The organism is Shewanella hanedai (assembly GCF_007197645.1).
GTDB classification, from domain to species: domain Bacteria; phylum Pseudomonadota; class Gammaproteobacteria; order Enterobacterales; family Shewanellaceae; genus Shewanella; species Shewanella hanedai.
This window is the reverse complement of the sequence record NZ_VKGK01000021.1, coordinates 33,651-52,009: the sequence shown is the minus strand read 5'-3', so window position 1 is coordinate 52,009 and position 18,359 is coordinate 33,651. Positions and strand designations below refer to the sequence as shown.

Sequence of the window (18,359 nt, the reverse complement as noted above, 5' to 3'; positions counted from 1 at the left end):
TCCATTTGAGATGAAAGATAATACTAGTTAAGTATTTTGCCCACGGCTTCAAGGATCTCTTTTTTACTGGATGGTTTGAGAATATAGCCTTTCAGTCCCTGCTCTGCCCAGGTTTTTATTAGGTCTTTATTTTTATTTCCGGTGAGCGCGATGACAGGAAGCTTCTTTCCACCTGTTATGGATTTTATCTGTTTGGTGGCATTTATCCCATCAAGATTTGGCATAAAGAGATCCATTAATACTAAATCATATTGAGTATTTTTTATCTTTTTTAATGCATTTAGGCCATCTGCGGACTCATCAACATTATATTCCTCCTTCACTAAAATGTTGACTAACATGTCTCGGTATAGCTGATTGTCTTCTACGACCAGTATTTTCTGCGCATCTTTAGGCGGGTTACTTAACGCACTCGCTGTATTTGATAAAGCCTCAAGTATGCTTTGTTGGTCTGGTACCGAAACTTTATTCATCTCTTCGACTCTAGCTTCAAGCTCCTTGACCCCAACTTGATTAATGAGGAGTTGGTTTATCATTTTATCTAAGCCAGTTTTAATATTAATTTCTAATTCGGCAAGCAAAGGTTCAATGTGTGTTTCATTGATTTTTTGAATAAGTACTGCAGAAATCGATGCTTTTTCTGCTTCTTCATTGGCATTTTTTAGGCTCTTTTTGCAATCAGCAATAGAGTCGAGTAAGGAGCGTTTACATTCCTTACCTTCATCGATCATTTGAGCAAGTTCTTCTTCAATGCTTTCAAGTTGCTCATCTTGGAATCCAACATACTGCTCGTTGGACTGACTTATCTGCAACCCCATGTGAATGATCATTTTTAGGCGGAACTTTTCATAAAGTGGTTGATAAACAAAATAATTATCAAACAACCCTTTGATGCAGCATCTAAATGCAACTCCCGATTCACGATTTTTACACAGCAAAATACTGTGGTGGGGGTAGTCTATGTTTTTATCTGTGATGATTTGAGTGTAAAGCTCAATACTTTTTTGCACACTACTGAGAGCAAAAATAATGACCGAAGGTCGATATTTTTTTACGAGTTCGCCTATATCATTCTCAACCGGTATTGTTCGGTATTCTTCGACCTGTTCAGCGATAATGCTTGCTGCGCCTAGAATATCGTCTTCATTATCATGAAGCATTATCACCTTGGGATGGCGACAAGCCGGAGTTGGATGCGCTGTCATCTATAATTGCTCCACGGACTTGCTGTAAGGACGTTTTTATATTTACAATCAATCTTTTGCACTTTGGCTTATCCTCTTCTTCACCTGATAATTCAAGTGCTTTTAGTAGGTATGATGTTTGTTCAGCACCTACGGCAGCGGCTGATGTCTTTAAAAAGTGAGCCTCTTCCTTAACGCCGCTAAAAGATCCTTGGTTATACATAAGGATTAGCTTTTGTAGTGATTCTTTTGCCTGCTTTAAGAAATCAATTTCAAACTGTTTGATCATCACTGGGTCATCCCCAATTAGATCTAACATTATATTTTTATTCAATATCTCTAAGTTTTTTTCAGTCATTCGCGTACCATTTTTCAATGACTTGCTTCAAGTCCTTTAATAAAATGGGCTTGCTAACAAAATCGTTCATTCCTGTTGATAAGCAGTGATCTTCATCTCCAGTCATTGCGGCTCCAGTAACAGCGACGATTGGTGTGGATTTTTTGCTGTACTGCTTTTCTAAATCACGAATTCTTTTTGTCATGTCATAGCCGTCAAGGTTTGGCATATGGCAGTCAGTCAAAATAAGTTTATAGTCGGTATTTTCCCAATGTTTTATTCCGTCTAGTCCATCTTTAGCCAGATCGCACTGGTAGCCTAGGGTGGAAAGTTGTTTCACTATTAACTTTTGATTTAGTGGGTTGTCTTCAACAACTAAAACATTCACTTGATCCGATATCTCCTCCATTGGTTTTGGCGTTATGGGGAGGTCGTCTAACTCCAGCTCATCTAACTCTAAGCATAGTTCATTATCCATGAAATTTTTGACTGAATTAAGGAGTTGTAAACGAGTCATTGGCGATGTTGGCAGAATGGTACTTTGAGGGAGTAAATTCCGTAAGGTGCTGATTTCCTCTCTAGATACTGCAATGAGTAAACGTATGTCGTCGACATATTGGTGATAAATATTTTCAAGCTGAGGGAACACTTTGTCAGAGTGAGCAAGTAACAAAATCATGTCACTTTCTGCAATATTTGCAGGGATGTTTTCTGGTTTAAATACCCTTGTTTGCGCCCCCTCACTCTCAAGGTGTTGGATGACACTCTGTTGAAGATTTTCACTTTCATCAAGGTTAATGACTGCGATGTTGGTGTTATCGAGTAAGTCTTGTGAAGGGGACGTCTGACTCTTTGAGCGCCAGAACGGCAGTTCAACCTTGAAGGTTGCTCCCTCGTTGGGGCTACTCGTCAATGATATTTGCCCTCCCATCAATTGCGCTAAATTGCCACAAATAGCCAGTCCTAAACCAGTGCCCCCATATTCTCGAGTTGTTGAAAGTTGGGCTTGAATAAATGGAGTAAACAATTTCTGTTGTGTCTTTTTCTCGATCCCAATACCGTTATCTATGATAGAAAATGCAATTTTATAGATAATATTATTGTGCTCGACAATATGGATATCTAATAGCACCTCGCCCTGTTTTTCTGCTGTTGTTGACGTGAACTTTAATGCATTACCGAGTAGATTGAAGATTATTTGACGTACTTTTACGGCATCTCCTTCGAGAAGGTTAGGGATAAGTGGGTCTTCTTTAACGCGCAGTTTTATCTGTTTACCGTCAGCAATGGGGTAATAGACTTTGATTACATTATCTATAATCTCTGCAATAGAGAAATCCCGTTGTTCAAGCTGCATTTTCCCCGCTTCTATTTTATTGATGTCTAAGATGTCATTTAGAATAACGATAAGATTTTGTGCTGACGTGGTGGCAGTTTCAATAAGATCTTTAGATTCGGGTGTTTGCTTAGATAGAGAGAGCAAATCTAACGAGCCGAGTACTGCGTTCATCGGTGTTCGAAGTTCGTGACTCATCATTGAGAGAAAAGCACTTTTGGTTTGATTGGCTTGCTCGGCTCTTTCTTTAGCTTGTTGCAACTCTTGGGTTCGTTTATGCACCCTTGCTTCTGCTTGGTTGTTAGCCTCTTGGAGTTCTGCTTGAATCTTGAAAAATGCAGTTTGGTTAACGCAAATCCCATCAAGCCAACTGATATTATTTTGGTTATCTCTACCTATTTTGGCTTTTGCGTGAACATTGATTATTTCACCGTTTGGGAGCAATGTTCGGTACTGTTCATCAAACTGTTCACCAGTGGTTAAAGACAGTTTTAGGGCGTTGAGTACGGATTGCTGATCATCTGGATGCAGTCTTTTCCCCCAGGCATTTAAGCTGTCAATATCTTGTGATTGTTGAGCAAATACCTCGTTAGTACGTTTATCCCAGCGCCATATCCATTGGTCTTTTTCATTACGTTCAGCTTGCCATTGCCCTATATTTCCAGCATCTAGAATATTATTTTTTGTATGAATCGCGAGCTTTAGTGCTGAGGCTGTTTCTTTAGCACAAGTGCAATCGGACAAAGTACCAGTGAAGGTGACTTTTTTATCTTGGGATATAGAGACTTGGCTTTTTAGTGAAAACCAAAGTTCATCCTTATTGACCGTGAGTCTTAAATCAAAATTATGCTGGGTGTTTGATTGAAGATTTTCGGCGTTAAAAACGTCAAATTTACCTTGATCGTTTGGATGCGTTTTTTCCTTTAAATCACTGAAAGTGAAAGGGCTAGTAATTGATACTCCAATTAATTCCTTGAGTTTTCCAGAGAAATAGCACTTTTGGGTATCAGGAGTGTATTCCCACATGCCAATATTTGCTTGGCTTATAGCATCGGATAAACGAAGCAATTTACTCTCGGATAATTCAATCTTTGATGGTTGGTTTTTGTTTTGACTCTGCATCAAATAGCACTCGTCGTTATAGAAGGTAAGAAAACAGATATAGAGTTAGCCATGTCCAAATTGAGTTTGGAGATGTGCTCCAGTATTTGGCTTGTAGAGGAGCTTTTAGCTTGTTTACTGCAAGCCATATTAGGAGGTGATATCGAGATAAATGCTGAACTCGAATGCATAGCGTAACCGTACCTTTAAATGTCTTATATCATTTAATAAGGATAGCAGTTGTTTACTATTTAGCTTTGTTAATTACCTGCTGTAAAAGTGGGTAGAAGAGCTAAGGATATTGAAATATCTGAAGGGGTTATGGGACTAATAGCATCATCAAATTGAGGGCATAATTCGCCCTCATTGGTGTTCTCTATTTCAGCTTTTTTTTGATAAAGTCGATTGAGTTATCGTCTAACACTCGTTTCGAAAGGTAGTTAGTTCCTGCAAGTTGTTTTAAGAGGTAACCTCTATTTGTGCTGCTATGTTCAATGATATCTTTCCAGAGAATATGGCTGTTTACATATTCAGACTGACTATGTATACCTTGTTCGTCTAAGACAAGTTGAACTTCATTACCTGCTGCTTTACTCATCATTTGACGCCACAGCCACCATGTCTTCTTAAACTTTACGCTTAAGGCCTCTACTGCACCAAGTCCGACAATAAATAGTGATGCATAAGCATTGACGCCAGTGAGCAGCAATGCCGTGCCAATGAGAAAGAAAGCGATGGCTTTCTGGTAAGCTTTCACGCTCTTATCTGAAGTAACGGATTCTTCAAAACACTCGGTAAAGTAGTCTCTGTCTAATACATACGATTTTTTATAGTGAAAAGGGGAGGTCATCTGGATATATATGAGTAAGTGATGCCGCTAGTTTAACCTTTGAATTCTTCAAAGCCAATATTGTCTTTGTCAGCGGTCGCCATCTACACTAAAGCAGTGTCCGTTATTTAGGGTTAGGTTTAGTGATGTCATTTATTCCAAAGGGTTACACTAATTTTGAGTCAACAGGTATTTTTACTAATGAAAGCGTACCTAAAGTATTGCTAGAGCCTCACTACACAAGAAAAGGGGTTTATGGCCAAGTCCATGTCCTTAATGGTCACTTGAAGTTTTTTGGTTATAAGAATGGGACTCAAAGTGCCGAGAAAGAAGTGCTCATCAAAGCGAATGAAACTGCTATGGCTCACCCTTATTATCTGCATAGATTAGAACCTGCGAGTGAAGATCTAGAGTTCGAGATCCGTTTCTTTTCTTTAGCGGAACCCGAGACAAACCAAACTGAGACGGAGAGCGAAACACAAATGGCCAAACAGAAGTAAAATGTTGGCAATCGCTTGGTTTTCCGACTCTATTTTTATAGACAAGTAATAACTTTATTCCCGCCTTCTTAGTCCTCCAGTTAAAATATGAATCTACTGCCATTAATGCTTCAGCTGTTGCTGCGAATGAGCACAAAACCATTGGTTAACAAAACTTAACATGACACTTACAGATGAGAACGATAGAGTAACGTAACGCTTGATATTTTCACTGTAACTCTTAAATGAAGAGGATAGATCAAGCGTAAGTTGGGGCTAGTTAGCCCGTTTATTAATACTATACGAATCAATCGTGTTTAGGAATTAAACGAGGGGAAGATATGTTAATTGGTAGCATCGCAGAACTATTTTTCTGGTTTGTTTGGGAGTTTTTACTCTCCTTTATCCTATATACCACAGGGGCTATAGTGCTTAGGCTGATTACCTTTGGTCGAGTTCGAAAGCCACTCTATTTCCCTTCTCTTTTCAGTAATGAGAAACAACTAGCAAAGAATGATTTTTTCTCTGCGTATGTTTCAGGTTTTTTCTTCTATCTTATCTTATTGGCATTAGCCATTTGGTTAGGATAAACATTTAAAAGCATTGGCCGTAGAAGTCGTTTTATGGCTATTCGCTTAGCGGTTCACATTATGCGAACACAGATAGATTAATGAAAGAGATTGAATTGATCAGGTTCAATTCTTTTCATTAATTATTCCATTTACTAATCATATCTATTTCGCTGTGTGGGTATATCACTTAAATACTGCACAAATTCCACTTCGTAGCCGTTAGGGTCAAGGTAGTAGATATTCTTCCTAAACTCGTCGATAGCACCATCTTTGTTGACGTTAAACCCTGCTTGAGATAATCGTGCTATTACAGCGTCAATGTCCGAGGTGACAAAAGCAAAATGCGCTAAGCCCACTTGATGCCCACTTAACTCTCTATTTTCACCCACACCGTCATCGTTGAAAGTGAGGTATTGATAGTCATCACCGAAGTGAATCCAGTTTCTTTGCTTTCCGTGCCAATCCGCTTCTCCGCCACCACGAATGTTCCAGTGTGGAAAGGCTGCTTGGTAAAAGGTCAGTGTTGTCGGAATGTCTGTAACCACTAAGTTGAGATGCTCTAGATGGATCATAAGTAACTCCTTTATTTATCCTGTTGAACTTTCCATGGAGGATTGAGTCGGTTTTCACCTGCCCAGTAAAGTTTAATTTTGTTACCAGATGGGTCATGCAGTACTGCTTCACGCCATAGGTAGCTTTCCATTGTTGGCATTTGATCAAAGTGAAAGCCTTTGGCGATCAGTTGGGCAACAAGTTGGTCAAGATCTTGGTGTTCAAAATAGATCACCCCATAGTTCTTCTCTTCAGACGGTTGTAGAGAGAGTGAGAAACTGGCGTGTCCGTCACTACACTCAAATCTAGCATAATGAGGTGTATCGACTATTTGAGTAAATCCCATCAGTCGATAAAACTCTGTGGCTGTTGGCATATTATTGACTGGAAATGTCACTTGGTTCATGTTCATTTTTTGCCTCTAAATCAGTTTACATGCCGTAGATGTACTCTTGTTGTTTTGGGTAAGGTTTGGATTGATGTTTCTTGCGGATACCACTCAGCGCTTCGCCATATTGATAGAGCATATGCAGACTGTATTGAATACGGGCTTTAAGGTCGGTATTTCTCGACTGTTCACTCAAATCACTAGACAAAGTTTGAACAGACTCTTCATTTAGCACTTCTGCGACATTGCGTATGATTAGGTGGTCAGGAAGAGCCACTAATTTATTGTTTTTGAGTGCATTCATTCTCAGTTCAGCGATTGGATAAGCCCCGCTAATGCCATTGACAACAGACACTAACAAAGCGGGCTTATGTGCCGTTTCTTGGTTATCACACATAAGCAGAAAATTCTTGAGTAAGGGCGACGCCATTCCTCCCCATTCAGGGGTGAACAATATCAAAGCATCTGCTCGTTTGACCTTTTGACTGATTAAAGGCCACGGGTTTCCCTTACCTAATTTACTTTCCGGCTCACCGTCCCAGAAAGGCAGTTTATGACGGCAGAGTTCGATATGACTGATCTCTGAATATTCAGTAGCAGCCTTACTCAAATAGCTTGCGACTTTGGCGCTTTGAGATTGGGTTCGTTGGCTGCCGCTGACAATAAGTAAATTCATTTAGTAAGCCTTTTTGTTTATTTAATGTTTTATAATGTAATTACTTTACTTAATAAAGTAAAGGTTGTGACGTAAATAAAGTAAATAAAGTAAATAAAAAAGTTTACTTAATAATTGGATCGGTAATAATAGAGGGAATAGAGTCAGTTCAATTATGATTTCCAGCTGCCGAGAATCATGATGTTATGGCAACAAAGTCAGATGTGAGAGGTGCCATGAAAACCAGCGAAAAAATCATTCAACTCCTTAAAACCCAAGGCCCACAAACGGCGAAAGTGCTCGCCAGTGAGCTGTCATTAACGACCATGGGTGTAAGGCAACATATGCAAGCGCTTGAGGATGAAGGGGATGTTATTTTTGAGGATATCAAAGCGAGCCGAGGGCGTCCTACTCGAGTCTGGTCTTTGACATCGAAGAGCAATAGTCACTTCGGTGATCGTCATGAAGAGCTCTCTGTGCAATTGATTGACTCTGTGATCACGATTTTTGGTGATTCAGGTTTAGATAAGTTGATCACTCATCGAGAGGAGACCTCACTGGCTTTGTATCAAAAAAGGCTGAAGGAGGAAGTGACGTTGGTGGCCAAGCTTACGGCCTTAGCTGAACTTAGGTCAGCAGAAGGATATATGGCAACGGTCACTCAAGAAGCTGATTTTTATTGGTTATTGGAAAACCATTGCCCAATCTGTGCCGCGGCAAGTCAATGTTTGAGTTTTTGTCGTTCTGAGCTGAACTTATTTCAAACGTTACTCAATGACACCGCGTCAGTTAGCCGTGAAGAGCATATTATTGAAGGTGCTCGTCGCTGCGCCTATAAAGTTATTCCTACTAACGAGTTGATAAAATAGTGGAATCGAAACGTGCCCGTTTAGACCGATTTATCAGTCAGCATCTCCAGGTTAATCGAAAAAATGTTCGTTTAATGTTAGCCAAAGGGCAAGTTAAGGTCGATGGTGAACTTGCACGGGATATTGATTTAATCGTGGATGAGTTTTCTCATATCTGTGTAGACGATAAGGTGATACAAGCAAATCAGGCCTGTTATGTGATGCTGCACAAACCTGTAGGGGTTGTCAGTGCGACAGTCGATGATAAGCATAAGACTGTGATTGACCTTCTCGAATGGGATAATAAGGAGAGCTTGCATATCGTCGGTCGATTGGATCTCAATACATCGGGACTGGTACTGTTAACTAATGATGGTCGTTGGTCTAAACGCTTGATGGATCCTGAACATAAAGTGGGCAAGCTGTATCGTGTTCACCTGCAAAACCCATTAACCTCTGAATATATTTCCGCATTCGAGCAAGGTATGTATTTTGAGTTTGAAGATATCACCACCTTGCCAGCGGAGCTTGAAATCATCGACAGTCATACTGCGTTGGTCACGCTTTATGAGGGACGTTATCATCAAATCAAGCGTATGTTTGGTCGTTTTCGCAATCCTGTTATTGGTTTGCACCGGATCTCTGTAGGCAATATTATGCTCGATAGCGAGTTAGCAGTCGGACAGAGTCGCCCCTTAACCGGAGATGAAATTAAGGGGTAGCTAAAATAATGTTAGTTTTGTGATGCATGGCTAACTTGTTTGCTTAAGTGTGATCCGTGGTTGCTTAGGTCATTATTTCAACCTTTGACCATTGGTAAAACCTCTTTGATATAGACCTTATGTGTGATGCCGATCTTGTTTTTCCGGTTTTAGAGATCAATGCCGGCTTTAGCTGTATTTGATCTGAATATGAGTTTTTCCTTTCATAGTTAACCTGTTGAAAATATTGAATTATTAATAAATTTGATAAAATAATTTTCGAATGAGAATTAATGATAATGCTTGTTAAGCTTATGATAATATTAAAATAGTACCTTCATTATCAACAAGTATGTGTAATCTGACTATTTTTCTTCCCCCATCATTTTCTAATTTATAGACTAGATTTTCTCGTTTGATCTGTTAGATCCCTTCCACTAGAATGCGCCGCGCATGATTTATACCCACGCCATTTCTAGATGAAGGACTTATTAGCGTCGAGCGATGTGCTAGGTATATTTAAATAAATTCAATTTTGTTAGAAAATTCCTGTAGGGAAAATAGATGTCAACTAAGCTAGCTAACCCAGCGCCATTAGGGCTGATGGGTTTCGGTATGACCACCATACTGTTAAACATTCATAATGCGGGTTTTTTCCCGATTGATTCCATGATTTTAGCCATGGGCATTTTCTATGGTGGCATAGGCCAAGTGATCGTTGGCATTATGTGCTTTAAACGTGGTGATACATTCGGTACCACAGCTTTCACTTCATACGGCTTATTCTGGTTAACTTTGGTTGGCCTACTTGTTATGCCTAAAATGGGGCTAAGTGGAGCAAGTCCTGCTGGTTTTATGGGTTGGTATTTAACATTATGGGGTATCTTCACCGCATTTATGTTCGTAGGTTCACTACGTTACCCACGTGCTAAACAGGTTGTTTTTGGTTCGCTTACCGTACTCTTTTTCCTATTAGCAGCTAAAGATTTCACTGGTAGTGCATTAATTGGCACTATTGCTGGTTTCGAAGGTATCTTCTGTGGTGCCAGCGCTATCTACTTTGCAATGGCGCAAGTACTAAATGCTGAGTATGGCCGTACTATTTTGCCTGTGGGCGAACTTGCGGTAAAAGAGATAAAGCCGCTTCAAGTTGAAACCCAGCTAAAAGCTGCTTAATAACTGTTATTTTTCTAAAAATATAAAAAGCTAACATTTATGTTAGCTTTTTTTGTTTCTAGAAATAGAGCTTTACTGATTAGTATTATTAACTCTGCACATACCTGAAATTAAAACCTGTATTTAAAACACCTTAATTCAGCCTAGTGTTTACCAACTGCTTTATTGTTCTCTGGCGACATTAACGGTTGTTGTATTATTGTTTTGCGGTCAGAATGCCTATGGTTTTGCTTGTGAGGGTTTTATATGCCAAGGATGTGGCAGTCTTCAGATCGTATTTTTCTAATAGCAATCAAAGAGTCTTTTGTTGCTCTAATTCCATTTATTGTCATTAATTCATTTCTTTCGCTGATATTAGCGTTGGTGAACGTATGGCAACCTATATGGGAGCAAAGCCAAAATTATATTTGGTTTAGTCAATTTAGTATAAATCTGCATGCTTTTTTCCCCTTTTTAGTTCTATTGTCAATTTCTATCCATTTTGCAAAATATTTAAACCTTTCACCTGTCGCATTGGCCTCTTTATCAATTGTGACGTTAATTTCGCTCCATGTTCATCCGGTTTCGACGATAGAAGTCTTTTATCATTTCTCTGAGATGTTGGCAGATCCAAGAGCTGTCATCATTCCAATTTTAATGGCTTATACTCTACAAAAAATGGCAGGGATTGAAATCCTGAGTTTTATAAAAACGGCTAATTTAAGTGAATATTTAAAACAGCACTTAAATTTACTTGTTCCTATGATGATAAGTTTCTTAATCGTCACTCTGGCTGTTTTTACGTTAAGTTATGTCGTTGAATTTCTATTTGAACTGTCAGTAGAGGAGCTTGCCAATGCCGGTAACTTTGGTGAGGTGTTCTTTAGAGTACTCACTACCCACATTCTTTGGTCTATTGGAGTGCATGGTGATATTACTTTTCAATTGTTCGTGGGCACAGATAATGGGTTGCGGGAGATTTTTCCTCATTTAACTATCACTCAGTTTATGGACATTTTTATCTTGTTTGGCGGCAGTGGCGGAACCATGGCGCTTATCATTGCGATATTTATCTCTTCAAAAGATAGCAGCTCTTTAAATGTTGCCAAAATCGCGCTGCCTTTTTCATTTTTTAATATTAATGAAATTCTTATTTATGGCCTCCCTATTACTTTTAATTTGAAGTTGATGATCCCATTTGTACTTTTACCCTGTATGAATATGTTTATTGGTTACTTTGCTGTTTCGTCGGGATTACTGACGTTTAATGGCCAAGGTTTTGCTTGGATCACTCCACCATTATTAAATGCCTATATTGCCAGCGATAACTTTGCTGTTGTTGCTTTCCAGGCTGGATTAATAGTGCTCAATATTTTGATCTATTTGCCATTTGTTCGTCGGTATGAATTGATAAATAACGGTAGTGTGTCTGAGAATATGCTGGAGAATAAGATGCAGTTGCAAACGGGGTTTGCTCGATTATCTGAACTTAATTATTCTCAAAAACAGTCTGAAGAGTTAGCGGCGGGGAATAAGTTAAAGAAAACAATTCGCGAAGTGTTAAATGGTGAATTACTGCTGCATTATCAGCCTAAAATCAGCTTAGAGACAAATAAGGTGACTGGATTTGAAGCATTGTTGAGGTTGCAAATGGAGTCTGGAAAAATTGTCGGTCCCTTCTTTATCAAAGAATTTGATGATGCTGGTTACGATAATCTAATCGACAATTTTGTGATTAAGACCGTTGCTGATGATCTTAAACAGTGGCAAGCGGAAGGCTTTTATCCCAAAGTCAGTATCAATTTAAACCCTAATAATATTTTAGAGCAAGAGATGCAAGATAGCTTGATAGGGATGTTGGGCTTGATGGCTGATAGCATTGAAATTGAACTGCTCGAGTCAGTTTTTATGTCCGATCTAAAACGGGTTGAGGAGTGCATTGCTCTGTTAAGTAATCATGGTTTCTCCTTTGTGCTTGATGATTTCGGAATGGGTTTCTCGAGCTTAAGCTTACTGAGTAAAATAAGTGTTAATGGGGTCAAACTAGATAGAAGTATTCTTCAGTACACCTCTAATTCCAAGGGGAAAACTCTTTATAAGCACACTTGTATGCTATGTAAGAGTTTGGGTTTTTCCTTGATCGCTGAAGGGGTCGAAACGAAGGAGGAGGCCGATTTTGTCAAGCTAGCTGGGGTCGATTACATTCAAGGTTGGTTGTACGCCAAGGCGATGCCGATGCTAGAAGCCAAAAAATATGCTCAGTCGATTAACGAGCTTGAATCTCCTAGGGGTAATGATTAATAGCTCTTCTATTATTGAATAAGGAGAGCACTAAGTTCTCCTTATTCAAGTTGTTTACTTCGTATCGATGAATATGTTTCAGCAGTCACTAATGCTGATAATGACTCATCACCGTTAACTTTGTTGTAATTTCAATAACCACTTACCATACAGATAAATACCAACAGCAGAGATTGTGCCTATAGCTGCAATAATATACCAAGCCATGCCGACATCATGGGTGTTGTATAACAAGGTTGTTAGCATTTGTGCTGATTCCCCTGTGTAAGCGACTAACGTGGTGAACGCTTCTCCCTGAGGGATAGCACTTATCTCTTGGGCGCTCATACCACGCTGTGATAGTAACTCAAGTGAGAAAATTTCTTTTGACGCATAGATCTCATAGAGTCTAGGACCGTAATATCCCTCTAGGGTCCAACCTATGCCTTGTGGCAACATGACGAAACCTAAGTACATGGCTTTTTTGCCTTCAGGAGCAATATTTCCCATAAACTCATTTTTCTTTGGGCTTATCATCATTTCGCCAAATGAGAACATGACAATGGCCAGAACGACCATCCAAGCTGCATTGGTTGCACCAATCAATACGAAGGCGAAAATACTCAGCACACATCCAGCTAACATGGCTGTCGTAATTCGATATTTTGCTGTAAGTGCAGCCACTAAGAAACAGGTGGTCATGATCATACCAGCATTGAGGTTCAGCATGCCTTCAGGCATTACTTTTGTGCCAGTATTATCCAAACCTAGCCAGAATTGAAAGAAACCGTTTGAGGTCCCTTCAGCACCAAATAGCGAGGTGACGATAACGCTGGTATCAACCCATTCGGCAATATAAATCGGTAAGACATCAAATAATGAGTTGAACAAGAACCAGAAGCCTGCAAATACCAACATGTAGTAGATAACCACGGGTTTTTTAAGCTCATGAAGCGCATCTTTCCAGAGTGCTTGTTGCTGGATTTCACCGGATTCTACCTTACGCTTACGTTCTAAACGTTCCTCTTTGCCTGGCTCTTTATAGGCGAGTAAAAATAGGAAGTTAAGTGAAATGATAGCGGCACAGGCGAAGAAGACATTATCCCAAGAGAGTTGGCGCATGTGCACGGCAACTAGTGGACCCAAGAAGCCACCAATATTGACTACTTGGTAGAAGATGCCCCAAGCCATAGAGGTGTTCTGCCTCCCTGTTGAGAGGACTAAGGTGCCTTGAATCCCAGGTTTAAATATCCCAGTTCCTCCAGCGAGCAATATTGCGCCGAACAGAAAACCATAAAAATTAGGGAAGAAAGCCATGACCAAATAGCCAGAGATTTTTATGATGGTGGATGCGAAGATGGTCTCTTTGTATCCTACTCTATCGGATATACCGCCAGTAAAGACAGGGATGAAGGTCTGCATCATGGCCCAAATCGCAAGAATGATACCGTAGTCGCTAAGGCTTATTCCTAAGCCTCCCTCAGACACTGGCGCTTTAGCGTAAAGCCCCGCACTGGCTTTAACACCGTAATAGGCAATACGCTCAACGAGCTCCATTCCGCCTACAATCCAGAAAATATAACTTAAGCTGGCAATAGAAGCCCACATGCCTAGCTGTTTCACTTCCCGCAGATCGTTATCTGCGTAAGCATTTTTGGAATCGCTCATACCTTTCCTTTAATTTTATAATTATTATTTATTGTTATCAGTTTTGATTGCTTGATTTAAAGAGGTCAATTAAGTACATCGAAGATGTGCCACAAGGCTAACCAGTTGTAACCATAGCTGACACTTTACCTAATTCGACTGAGAAACACCAAGCGATTGCGTGAAAATGAAACCTGTTTAGCATAAGTATCCAAATCAATTGTTCGGTATTGAAAATGAAGGTGAAACCGTAAGAGGGGCAGGGATAGAAGAGGGAGGCATAATTTACACCTTCACCTTCACCTTAACCTTAACCTATTGAACTATAGTTAATCGGATGTACGGTGAAAATAACGAATTAGTCAGAAATACAGGACGCTTGATTATCTGTGTCACGAAGGAAGGCAAGACATGACTCATTATTTTAATAATATGCTATTGGCTAGAAAGTTAACGCTTGTCCTCTTAATTATAGGATTAGTCCCCGCGATTATTATCGCATCGGTTGCACTTTTTAATAGTTCAAACGCCCTATCAAATGATAAGTCATCTGCATTAACCGCTGTTGCGGAATTAAAAGCCAGTATTATTAATCAATATTTTACGACGGCTCAGTCGCAACTGGAAAACTTGAGTCAAAGCAGTATGGCGCGTAACGCGTTAAGTGACTTTTCAAACGGCTTTAATCGCTATTTAGAACAACAACCAGAGAATGAGTTGAGCCAATTAAGCCAGTATTATCGTGATGAGTTTGCCGTCAAATACTTTGCAGATACCAAAGATAAAATTGATGATGTAAGGTTAGTTTCATCGCTGTCAGCAATCGCGAAAGCATTACAAACTCGTTATATCAGTTTAAACCCTTACCCGCTTGGTGAAAAAGATAAGTTGACTGATAACGGTGGCTCAACAAGCTATGACCGCACACATAGTCAGTATCACCAAGATTTTAGCAATTATGTTTCAGAGTTCGGCTATTACGATATTTTCCTTGTTGATGCCAAGAGTCATCAGGTGGTTTATTCGGTCTACAAAGAGTTAGATTATGCAACGAGTCTTGAACATGGTCCTTACAAGGCAAGTGGGCTAGCGCAGGCTTACCGTGATGCGGTTACCAATCAAGATACTGTTTTTGTTGATTACGCCCCTTACACCCCCTCCTATGAAGCTCCCGCAAGCTTTATTGCTAGCCCTATTTTTGCTGAAGAACAACTCATAGGGGTCTTAATTTTTCAACTGCCTTTGGATCAAGTTTCTCAGGTTATGAGTTCGACTTTTGGTTTGGGGAAAACAGGGGAATCATACCTTGTCGGCAATGATAAAAAGATGCGTTCTGATAGCTTTTTTGACCCGAAATACTCAGTTCAAGAGTCATTTAACTCCCGAAGTCAGGTATCCGTCGAAACCCCTCAAATTACTAATGCGTTAGCAAATCAGTCTGGGTTTATTGAAAGCCAAAACTACCTTGGCGATGATGTGGTTGCTGCATATTCTCCCTTAATTGTCATGGGTACCCAATGGGCGTTAGTGGTCGAGCAAAGCACGCAGGAAGCTTATGCTGCAATCTCATCTCTAAGATTGCTGTTTATTGTGATGATGGTGGGTTTGTTGTTTATGACTATTTTCATTGCAATTAAGTTTGGACGCTCTATTGCATCACCGATACAAGATCTCTCAACTTTCATCCTTGATCTTAAGTCTCAGTGGCGCTTTTCTATGCGCACTAAGGTCAACAGTAACGATGAAACGGGTAAAGCTGCGCAAGCACTCAATGAGATGCTCAATTCTCTTGATGCTGCGGTACAAGATATTAATCGCACTGTTGAAGAGTTGGCTAAAGGCAACTTCAAACGCAGGGTTAATACTGAGATGGCTGGGGATCTGAATGATCTAAAAGGCACTATCAATGGTTCAGCTCGTTCGATTACAGATTCCATTGATGATATAGGCCGGGTGATGAAGGCGATTGAACTGGGAGACTTTACTCAAAGGGTTGAGGTCAATGCTCAAGGGCAATTGCTGGAGCTGAAGACGATGGTGAATGCCACGGCGCAAAGCACTGCCACGTTTATTGATGATACCGTTTCGGTGATGCAAAGCGTCGAGGCTGGGAATTATGGTGTTAGGGTTTCAGTGCATGTTTCAGGTGAGTTAGATACCTTCAAGCAAGTCATCAATCAAAATATTAATAATACCGAGCTGGTTATTGAAGATATTGGTCAAGTGATGAAGGCTATACAGCAAGGTGACTTTACTCAACGGGTCAATGCACATGCACAAGGGCAGTTGTTGACGCTTAAAGTGACAGTTAATCAAACAGCCGAAAGCATGGCCAGCTTCATTCAGGATGCTACTGGTGTTATGCAGCAATTAGAGGCTGGAAATTACAGTGTTAGAGTGAAAGTTGATGTTGTCGGCGAGCTAAAAACCTTCAAACAAGCCATCAATCAAAATATAGAAAATACAGAGCTGATTATCCACAATATTGATCAAGTGATGAAAGCTATCCAGCAAGGTGATTTTACTCAACGAGTCAGTGTGCCTGCGCTGGGGCAATTGTTTACGCTTAAAATGACGGTCAACCAAACCGCGGAAAGTATGGCCAGTTTTATTCAGGATGCTACTGGCGTAATGCAGCAATTAGAGGTGGGTAATTACAGCGTGAGAGTGGGAAGTAATGTCGCTGGTGAGTTGAAAGTGTTTAAGCAAGCTATCAATCAAAATATCGAAAATACTGAGTTAGTTATTAATGAAATTGGCGAAGTGATGGAGTCAATTCAACAGGGAGTGTATGGCAAGCAAATTAGTTGTGATGCACACGGCCAGCTTGCGTTGATAAAAAATAGTGTTAATGCAGCCTCTAACATCACAGATGATATTGTTAGGGATATCATCGGGGTGATGGATTCATTGGCCGAAGGTGACTTTAGTCAGCAGGTTTCTGTTGATGCTAAAGGCGACTTAGCTAAGCTTAAGTTGAGTATAAACCTTGCTGCAGCAGGTACTAAAGATGTCATTAACAATATCTCGTCAGTGATGAGAAAGGTTGCTGCTGGTGAGTTTGATCAGCAAGTTACAGTCAATGCCAAAGGCCAGTTACTAGATTTGACCCGCGAAGTTAATAATGCCGCCACTTCCTGCGATCAAGTCGTTAAGGCAATATCCCAAGTGATGGATTCCTTAGCACATGGACAGTTAGACCAAAGGGTGACAATTGACACGTTTGGCGACTTCAATCAACTTTCACGATCGGTTAATCAAACTTGTGACGCAATAGAGTTGACGCTCAATGAGTCTAAGAACGTCATGGTGGCACTCGCCGAAGGTAACTTGTCAGAGTCGTTTACTATGGCGGTAGAGGGAGAATATGCTGTTTTAAAACTGAGTATCAATCGAACTGTCAACAATCTCGTTGTCATGATTGATGAGATCCGCACCGCAGCCAACGTCGTCAATAACAAAACATTAGAAGCCTCAGATGAAACATTCGGTCTTAACCAACAAGTTGATGAGCAAGTGGCCAGTGTGGAAAGCATTGCTAGCGCGATGACGCAGATGCAGTCCTCAATCAGTGACACACTGAATAAAGCGCAGCAGTCTACAAAGATGTCAGAGCAAGCCAATCAATACGCTATCGAAGGTGAGCGTGTTGTTGATGAGGTGATCCTTGCTATGAATGGCATTTCTCGGTCGAGTGCCAAGATGTCTAATATCATTAGCGTTATTGATGAAATTGCTTTTCAAACTAACTTGTTGGCACTCAATGCGGCGGTCGAAGCGGCTAGAGCTGGAGAGCAAGGGAGAGGTTTTGCCGTGGTTGCAGGTGAGGTAAGAAACCTTGCACAACGTAGTTCCAATGCGGCTAAAGAGATATCAAACCTGATTAATGATTCAGTTGAGAGAGTCAATACTGGTGCGGGGCTTGTGGCCGAATCTGGTCAGCTTCTTAAAGAGATCACCATCTCTAGCGAAGGAGTGAAAAATAATGTTGGTGAAGTGACATTAGCCATGAAACAGCAGCAAAGTCAGGTGGTACACGTGTCCGAAGCGATGAAGAATGTTGACAGTACCATTCAACAGAGTGCGACAATGTTGGAAAATCTGAATCAAAATGTCGGAGATGTGAAACAACAAGCATTAAGTCTGCTGCAGTTAATAGACAAATTTCAGACTCAATCTGTTAGTAAATAAAACATGTTTGGTGTGAGATGCTCAAACAGAGCACCTCATTTTACGTTATAAACTTGATGAGAAAGAGAGCCATTATAAATTGAAAGGTGAGCTTCTAATTATAA

15 protein-coding genes are annotated in these 18,359 nt (G+C 40.2%); 7 read left to right on the top strand and 8 right to left on the bottom strand.

Annotated elements, in window-relative coordinates:
* Positions 1-23: 23 nt before the first annotated feature.
* The 4 genes from FN961_RS16455 to FN961_RS16440 all read right to left on the bottom strand — a co-directional run bounded on the left by FN961_RS16455 (position 24) and on the right by FN961_RS16440 (position 4,808).
* Positions 24-1,205 (bottom strand): response regulator, encoded by a 1,182-nt coding sequence (locus FN961_RS16455; RefSeq protein ID WP_229814713.1) that lies wholly within the window; start codon positions 1,203-1,205, stop codon positions 24-26.
* Positions 1,150-1,542 (bottom strand): Hpt domain-containing protein, encoded by a 393-nt coding sequence (locus tag FN961_RS16450; protein WP_144041270.1) that lies wholly within the window; start codon positions 1,540-1,542, stop codon positions 1,150-1,152. The genes FN961_RS16455 and FN961_RS16450 overlap by 56 nt, the downstream gene beginning before the upstream one ends.
* Positions 1,535-3,979, bottom strand: coding sequence for a PAS domain-containing hybrid sensor histidine kinase/response regulator (locus FN961_RS16445; RefSeq protein ID WP_144041269.1), 2,445 nt, complete (start codon positions 3,977-3,979; stop codon positions 1,535-1,537). Before FN961_RS16445 ends, FN961_RS16450 begins: the two co-directional genes overlap by 8 nt.
* 355 nt (positions 3,980-4,334) lie before the next feature.
* Positions 4,335-4,808, bottom strand: coding sequence for a YcxB family protein (locus tag FN961_RS16440; RefSeq protein ID WP_144041268.1), 474 nt, complete (start codon positions 4,806-4,808; stop codon positions 4,335-4,337).
* Between the two features lie 125 nt (positions 4,809-4,933).
* Between FN961_RS16440 and FN961_RS16435 the strand changes: the two genes are divergently transcribed.
* Positions 4,934-5,287 (top strand): TehB-like domain-containing protein, encoded by a 354-nt coding sequence (locus FN961_RS16435; RefSeq protein ID WP_144041267.1) that lies wholly within the window; start codon positions 4,934-4,936, stop codon positions 5,285-5,287.
* A 320-nt stretch (positions 5,288-5,607) separates the two neighbouring features.
* Positions 5,608-5,856 carry a hypothetical protein gene (locus tag FN961_RS16430; RefSeq protein ID WP_144041266.1) on the top strand — a complete coding sequence of 83 codons (249 nt, stop codon included), beginning with the start codon at positions 5,608-5,610 and terminating at the stop codon, positions 5,854-5,856.
* A 134-nt stretch (positions 5,857-5,990) separates the two neighbouring features.
* Here the strand turns inward: FN961_RS16430 and FN961_RS16425 are convergent, their stop codons facing one another.
* Genes FN961_RS16425 through FN961_RS16415 form a run of 3 tightly spaced genes read right to left on the bottom strand, consistent with a single transcriptional unit; the run spans position 5,991 to position 7,454 of the window.
* Complete coding sequence (locus FN961_RS16425; protein ID WP_144041265.1) at positions 5,991-6,410, bottom strand: VOC family protein; 420 nt, start codon at positions 6,408-6,410, stop codon at positions 5,991-5,993.
* An 11-nt stretch (positions 6,411-6,421) separates the two neighbouring features.
* The gene (locus FN961_RS16420) at positions 6,422-6,802 is read right to left on the bottom strand and encodes a VOC family protein (protein WP_144041264.1); all 381 of its coding nucleotides are present in this window, start codon (positions 6,800-6,802) and stop codon (positions 6,422-6,424) included.
* Positions 6,803-6,821: 19 nt separating this feature from the next.
* Entirely contained in the window at positions 6,822-7,454 is a 633-nt protein-coding gene (locus tag FN961_RS16415) for an NAD(P)H-dependent oxidoreductase (RefSeq protein WP_144041263.1), read from the bottom strand.
* 215 nt (positions 7,455-7,669) lie between these two features.
* On the opposite strand from FN961_RS16415, the gene FN961_RS16410 reads away from it, so the two are divergent.
* The 4 genes from FN961_RS16410 to FN961_RS16395 all read left to right on the top strand — a co-directional run bounded on the left by FN961_RS16410 (position 7,670) and on the right by FN961_RS16395 (position 12,438).
* Entirely contained in the window at positions 7,670-8,302 is a 633-nt protein-coding gene (locus tag FN961_RS16410) for a helix-turn-helix transcriptional regulator (protein ID WP_144041262.1), read from the top strand.
* Positions 8,302-9,003 (top strand): pseudouridine synthase, encoded by a 702-nt coding sequence (locus tag FN961_RS16405; protein WP_144041261.1) that lies wholly within the window; start codon positions 8,302-8,304, stop codon positions 9,001-9,003. Before FN961_RS16410 ends, FN961_RS16405 begins: the two co-directional genes overlap by 1 nt.
* 543 nt (positions 9,004-9,546) lie before the next feature.
* Positions 9,547-10,158 (top strand): acetate uptake transporter, encoded by a 612-nt coding sequence (locus FN961_RS16400; RefSeq protein WP_144041260.1) that lies wholly within the window; start codon positions 9,547-9,549, stop codon positions 10,156-10,158.
* Positions 10,159-10,404: 246 nt separating this feature from the next.
* Positions 10,405-12,438 carry an EAL domain-containing protein gene (locus FN961_RS16395; RefSeq protein ID WP_144041259.1) on the top strand — a complete coding sequence of 678 codons (2,034 nt, stop codon included), beginning with the start codon at positions 10,405-10,407 and terminating at the stop codon, positions 12,436-12,438.
* 114 nt (positions 12,439-12,552) lie between these two features.
* On the opposite strand, the gene FN961_RS16390 is transcribed toward FN961_RS16395, so the two are convergent.
* Positions 12,553-14,085, bottom strand: a complete 1,533-nt coding sequence (locus FN961_RS16390) for an MFS transporter (RefSeq protein ID WP_144041258.1) — start codon at positions 14,083-14,085, stop codon at positions 12,553-12,555.
* A gap of 390 nt (positions 14,086-14,475) precedes the next feature.
* Here FN961_RS16390 and FN961_RS16385 point away from each other — a divergent pair, with 390 nt between their 5' ends.
* Positions 14,476-18,255 (top strand): methyl-accepting chemotaxis protein, encoded by a 3,780-nt coding sequence (locus FN961_RS16385; protein ID WP_144041257.1) that lies wholly within the window; start codon positions 14,476-14,478, stop codon positions 18,253-18,255.
* Positions 18,256-18,359 lie beyond the last annotated feature (104 nt).

Bases quoted from the DNA above. Each gene is read 5' to 3' on its own strand.
- FN961_RS16455 (WP_229814713.1), bottom strand. From the start codon at position 1,205: ATGACAGCGCATCCAACTCCGGCTTGTCGCCATCCCAAGGTGATAATG.
- FN961_RS16450 (WP_144041270.1), bottom strand. From the start codon at position 1,542: ATGACTGAAAAAAACTTAGAGATATTGAATAAAAATATAATGTTAGAT.
- FN961_RS16445 (WP_144041269.1), bottom strand. From the start codon at position 3,979: ATGCAGAGTCAAAACAAAAACCAACCATCAAAGATTGAATTATCCGAG.
- FN961_RS16440 (WP_144041268.1), bottom strand. From the start codon at position 4,808: ATGACCTCCCCTTTTCACTATAAAAAATCGTATGTATTAGACAGAGAC.
- FN961_RS16435 (WP_144041267.1), top strand. From the start codon at position 4,934: ATGTCATTTATTCCAAAGGGTTACACTAATTTTGAGTCAACAGGTATT.
- FN961_RS16430 (WP_144041266.1), top strand. From the start codon at position 5,608: ATGTTAATTGGTAGCATCGCAGAACTATTTTTCTGGTTTGTTTGGGAG.
- FN961_RS16425 (WP_144041265.1), bottom strand. From the start codon at position 6,410: ATGATCCATCTAGAGCATCTCAACTTAGTGGTTACAGACATTCCGACA.
- FN961_RS16420 (WP_144041264.1), bottom strand. From the start codon at position 6,802: ATGAACATGAACCAAGTGACATTTCCAGTCAATAATATGCCAACAGCC.
- FN961_RS16415 (WP_144041263.1), bottom strand. From the start codon at position 7,454: ATGAATTTACTTATTGTCAGCGGCAGCCAACGAACCCAATCTCAAAGC.
- FN961_RS16410 (WP_144041262.1), top strand. From the start codon at position 7,670: ATGAAAACCAGCGAAAAAATCATTCAACTCCTTAAAACCCAAGGCCCA.
- FN961_RS16400 (WP_144041260.1), top strand. From the start codon at position 9,547: ATGTCAACTAAGCTAGCTAACCCAGCGCCATTAGGGCTGATGGGTTTC.
- FN961_RS16395 (WP_144041259.1), top strand. From the start codon at position 10,405: ATGCCAAGGATGTGGCAGTCTTCAGATCGTATTTTTCTAATAGCAATC.
- FN961_RS16390 (WP_144041258.1), bottom strand. From the start codon at position 14,085: ATGAGCGATTCCAAAAATGCTTACGCAGATAACGATCTGCGGGAAGTG.
- FN961_RS16385 (WP_144041257.1), top strand. From the start codon at position 14,476: ATGACTCATTATTTTAATAATATGCTATTGGCTAGAAAGTTAACGCTT.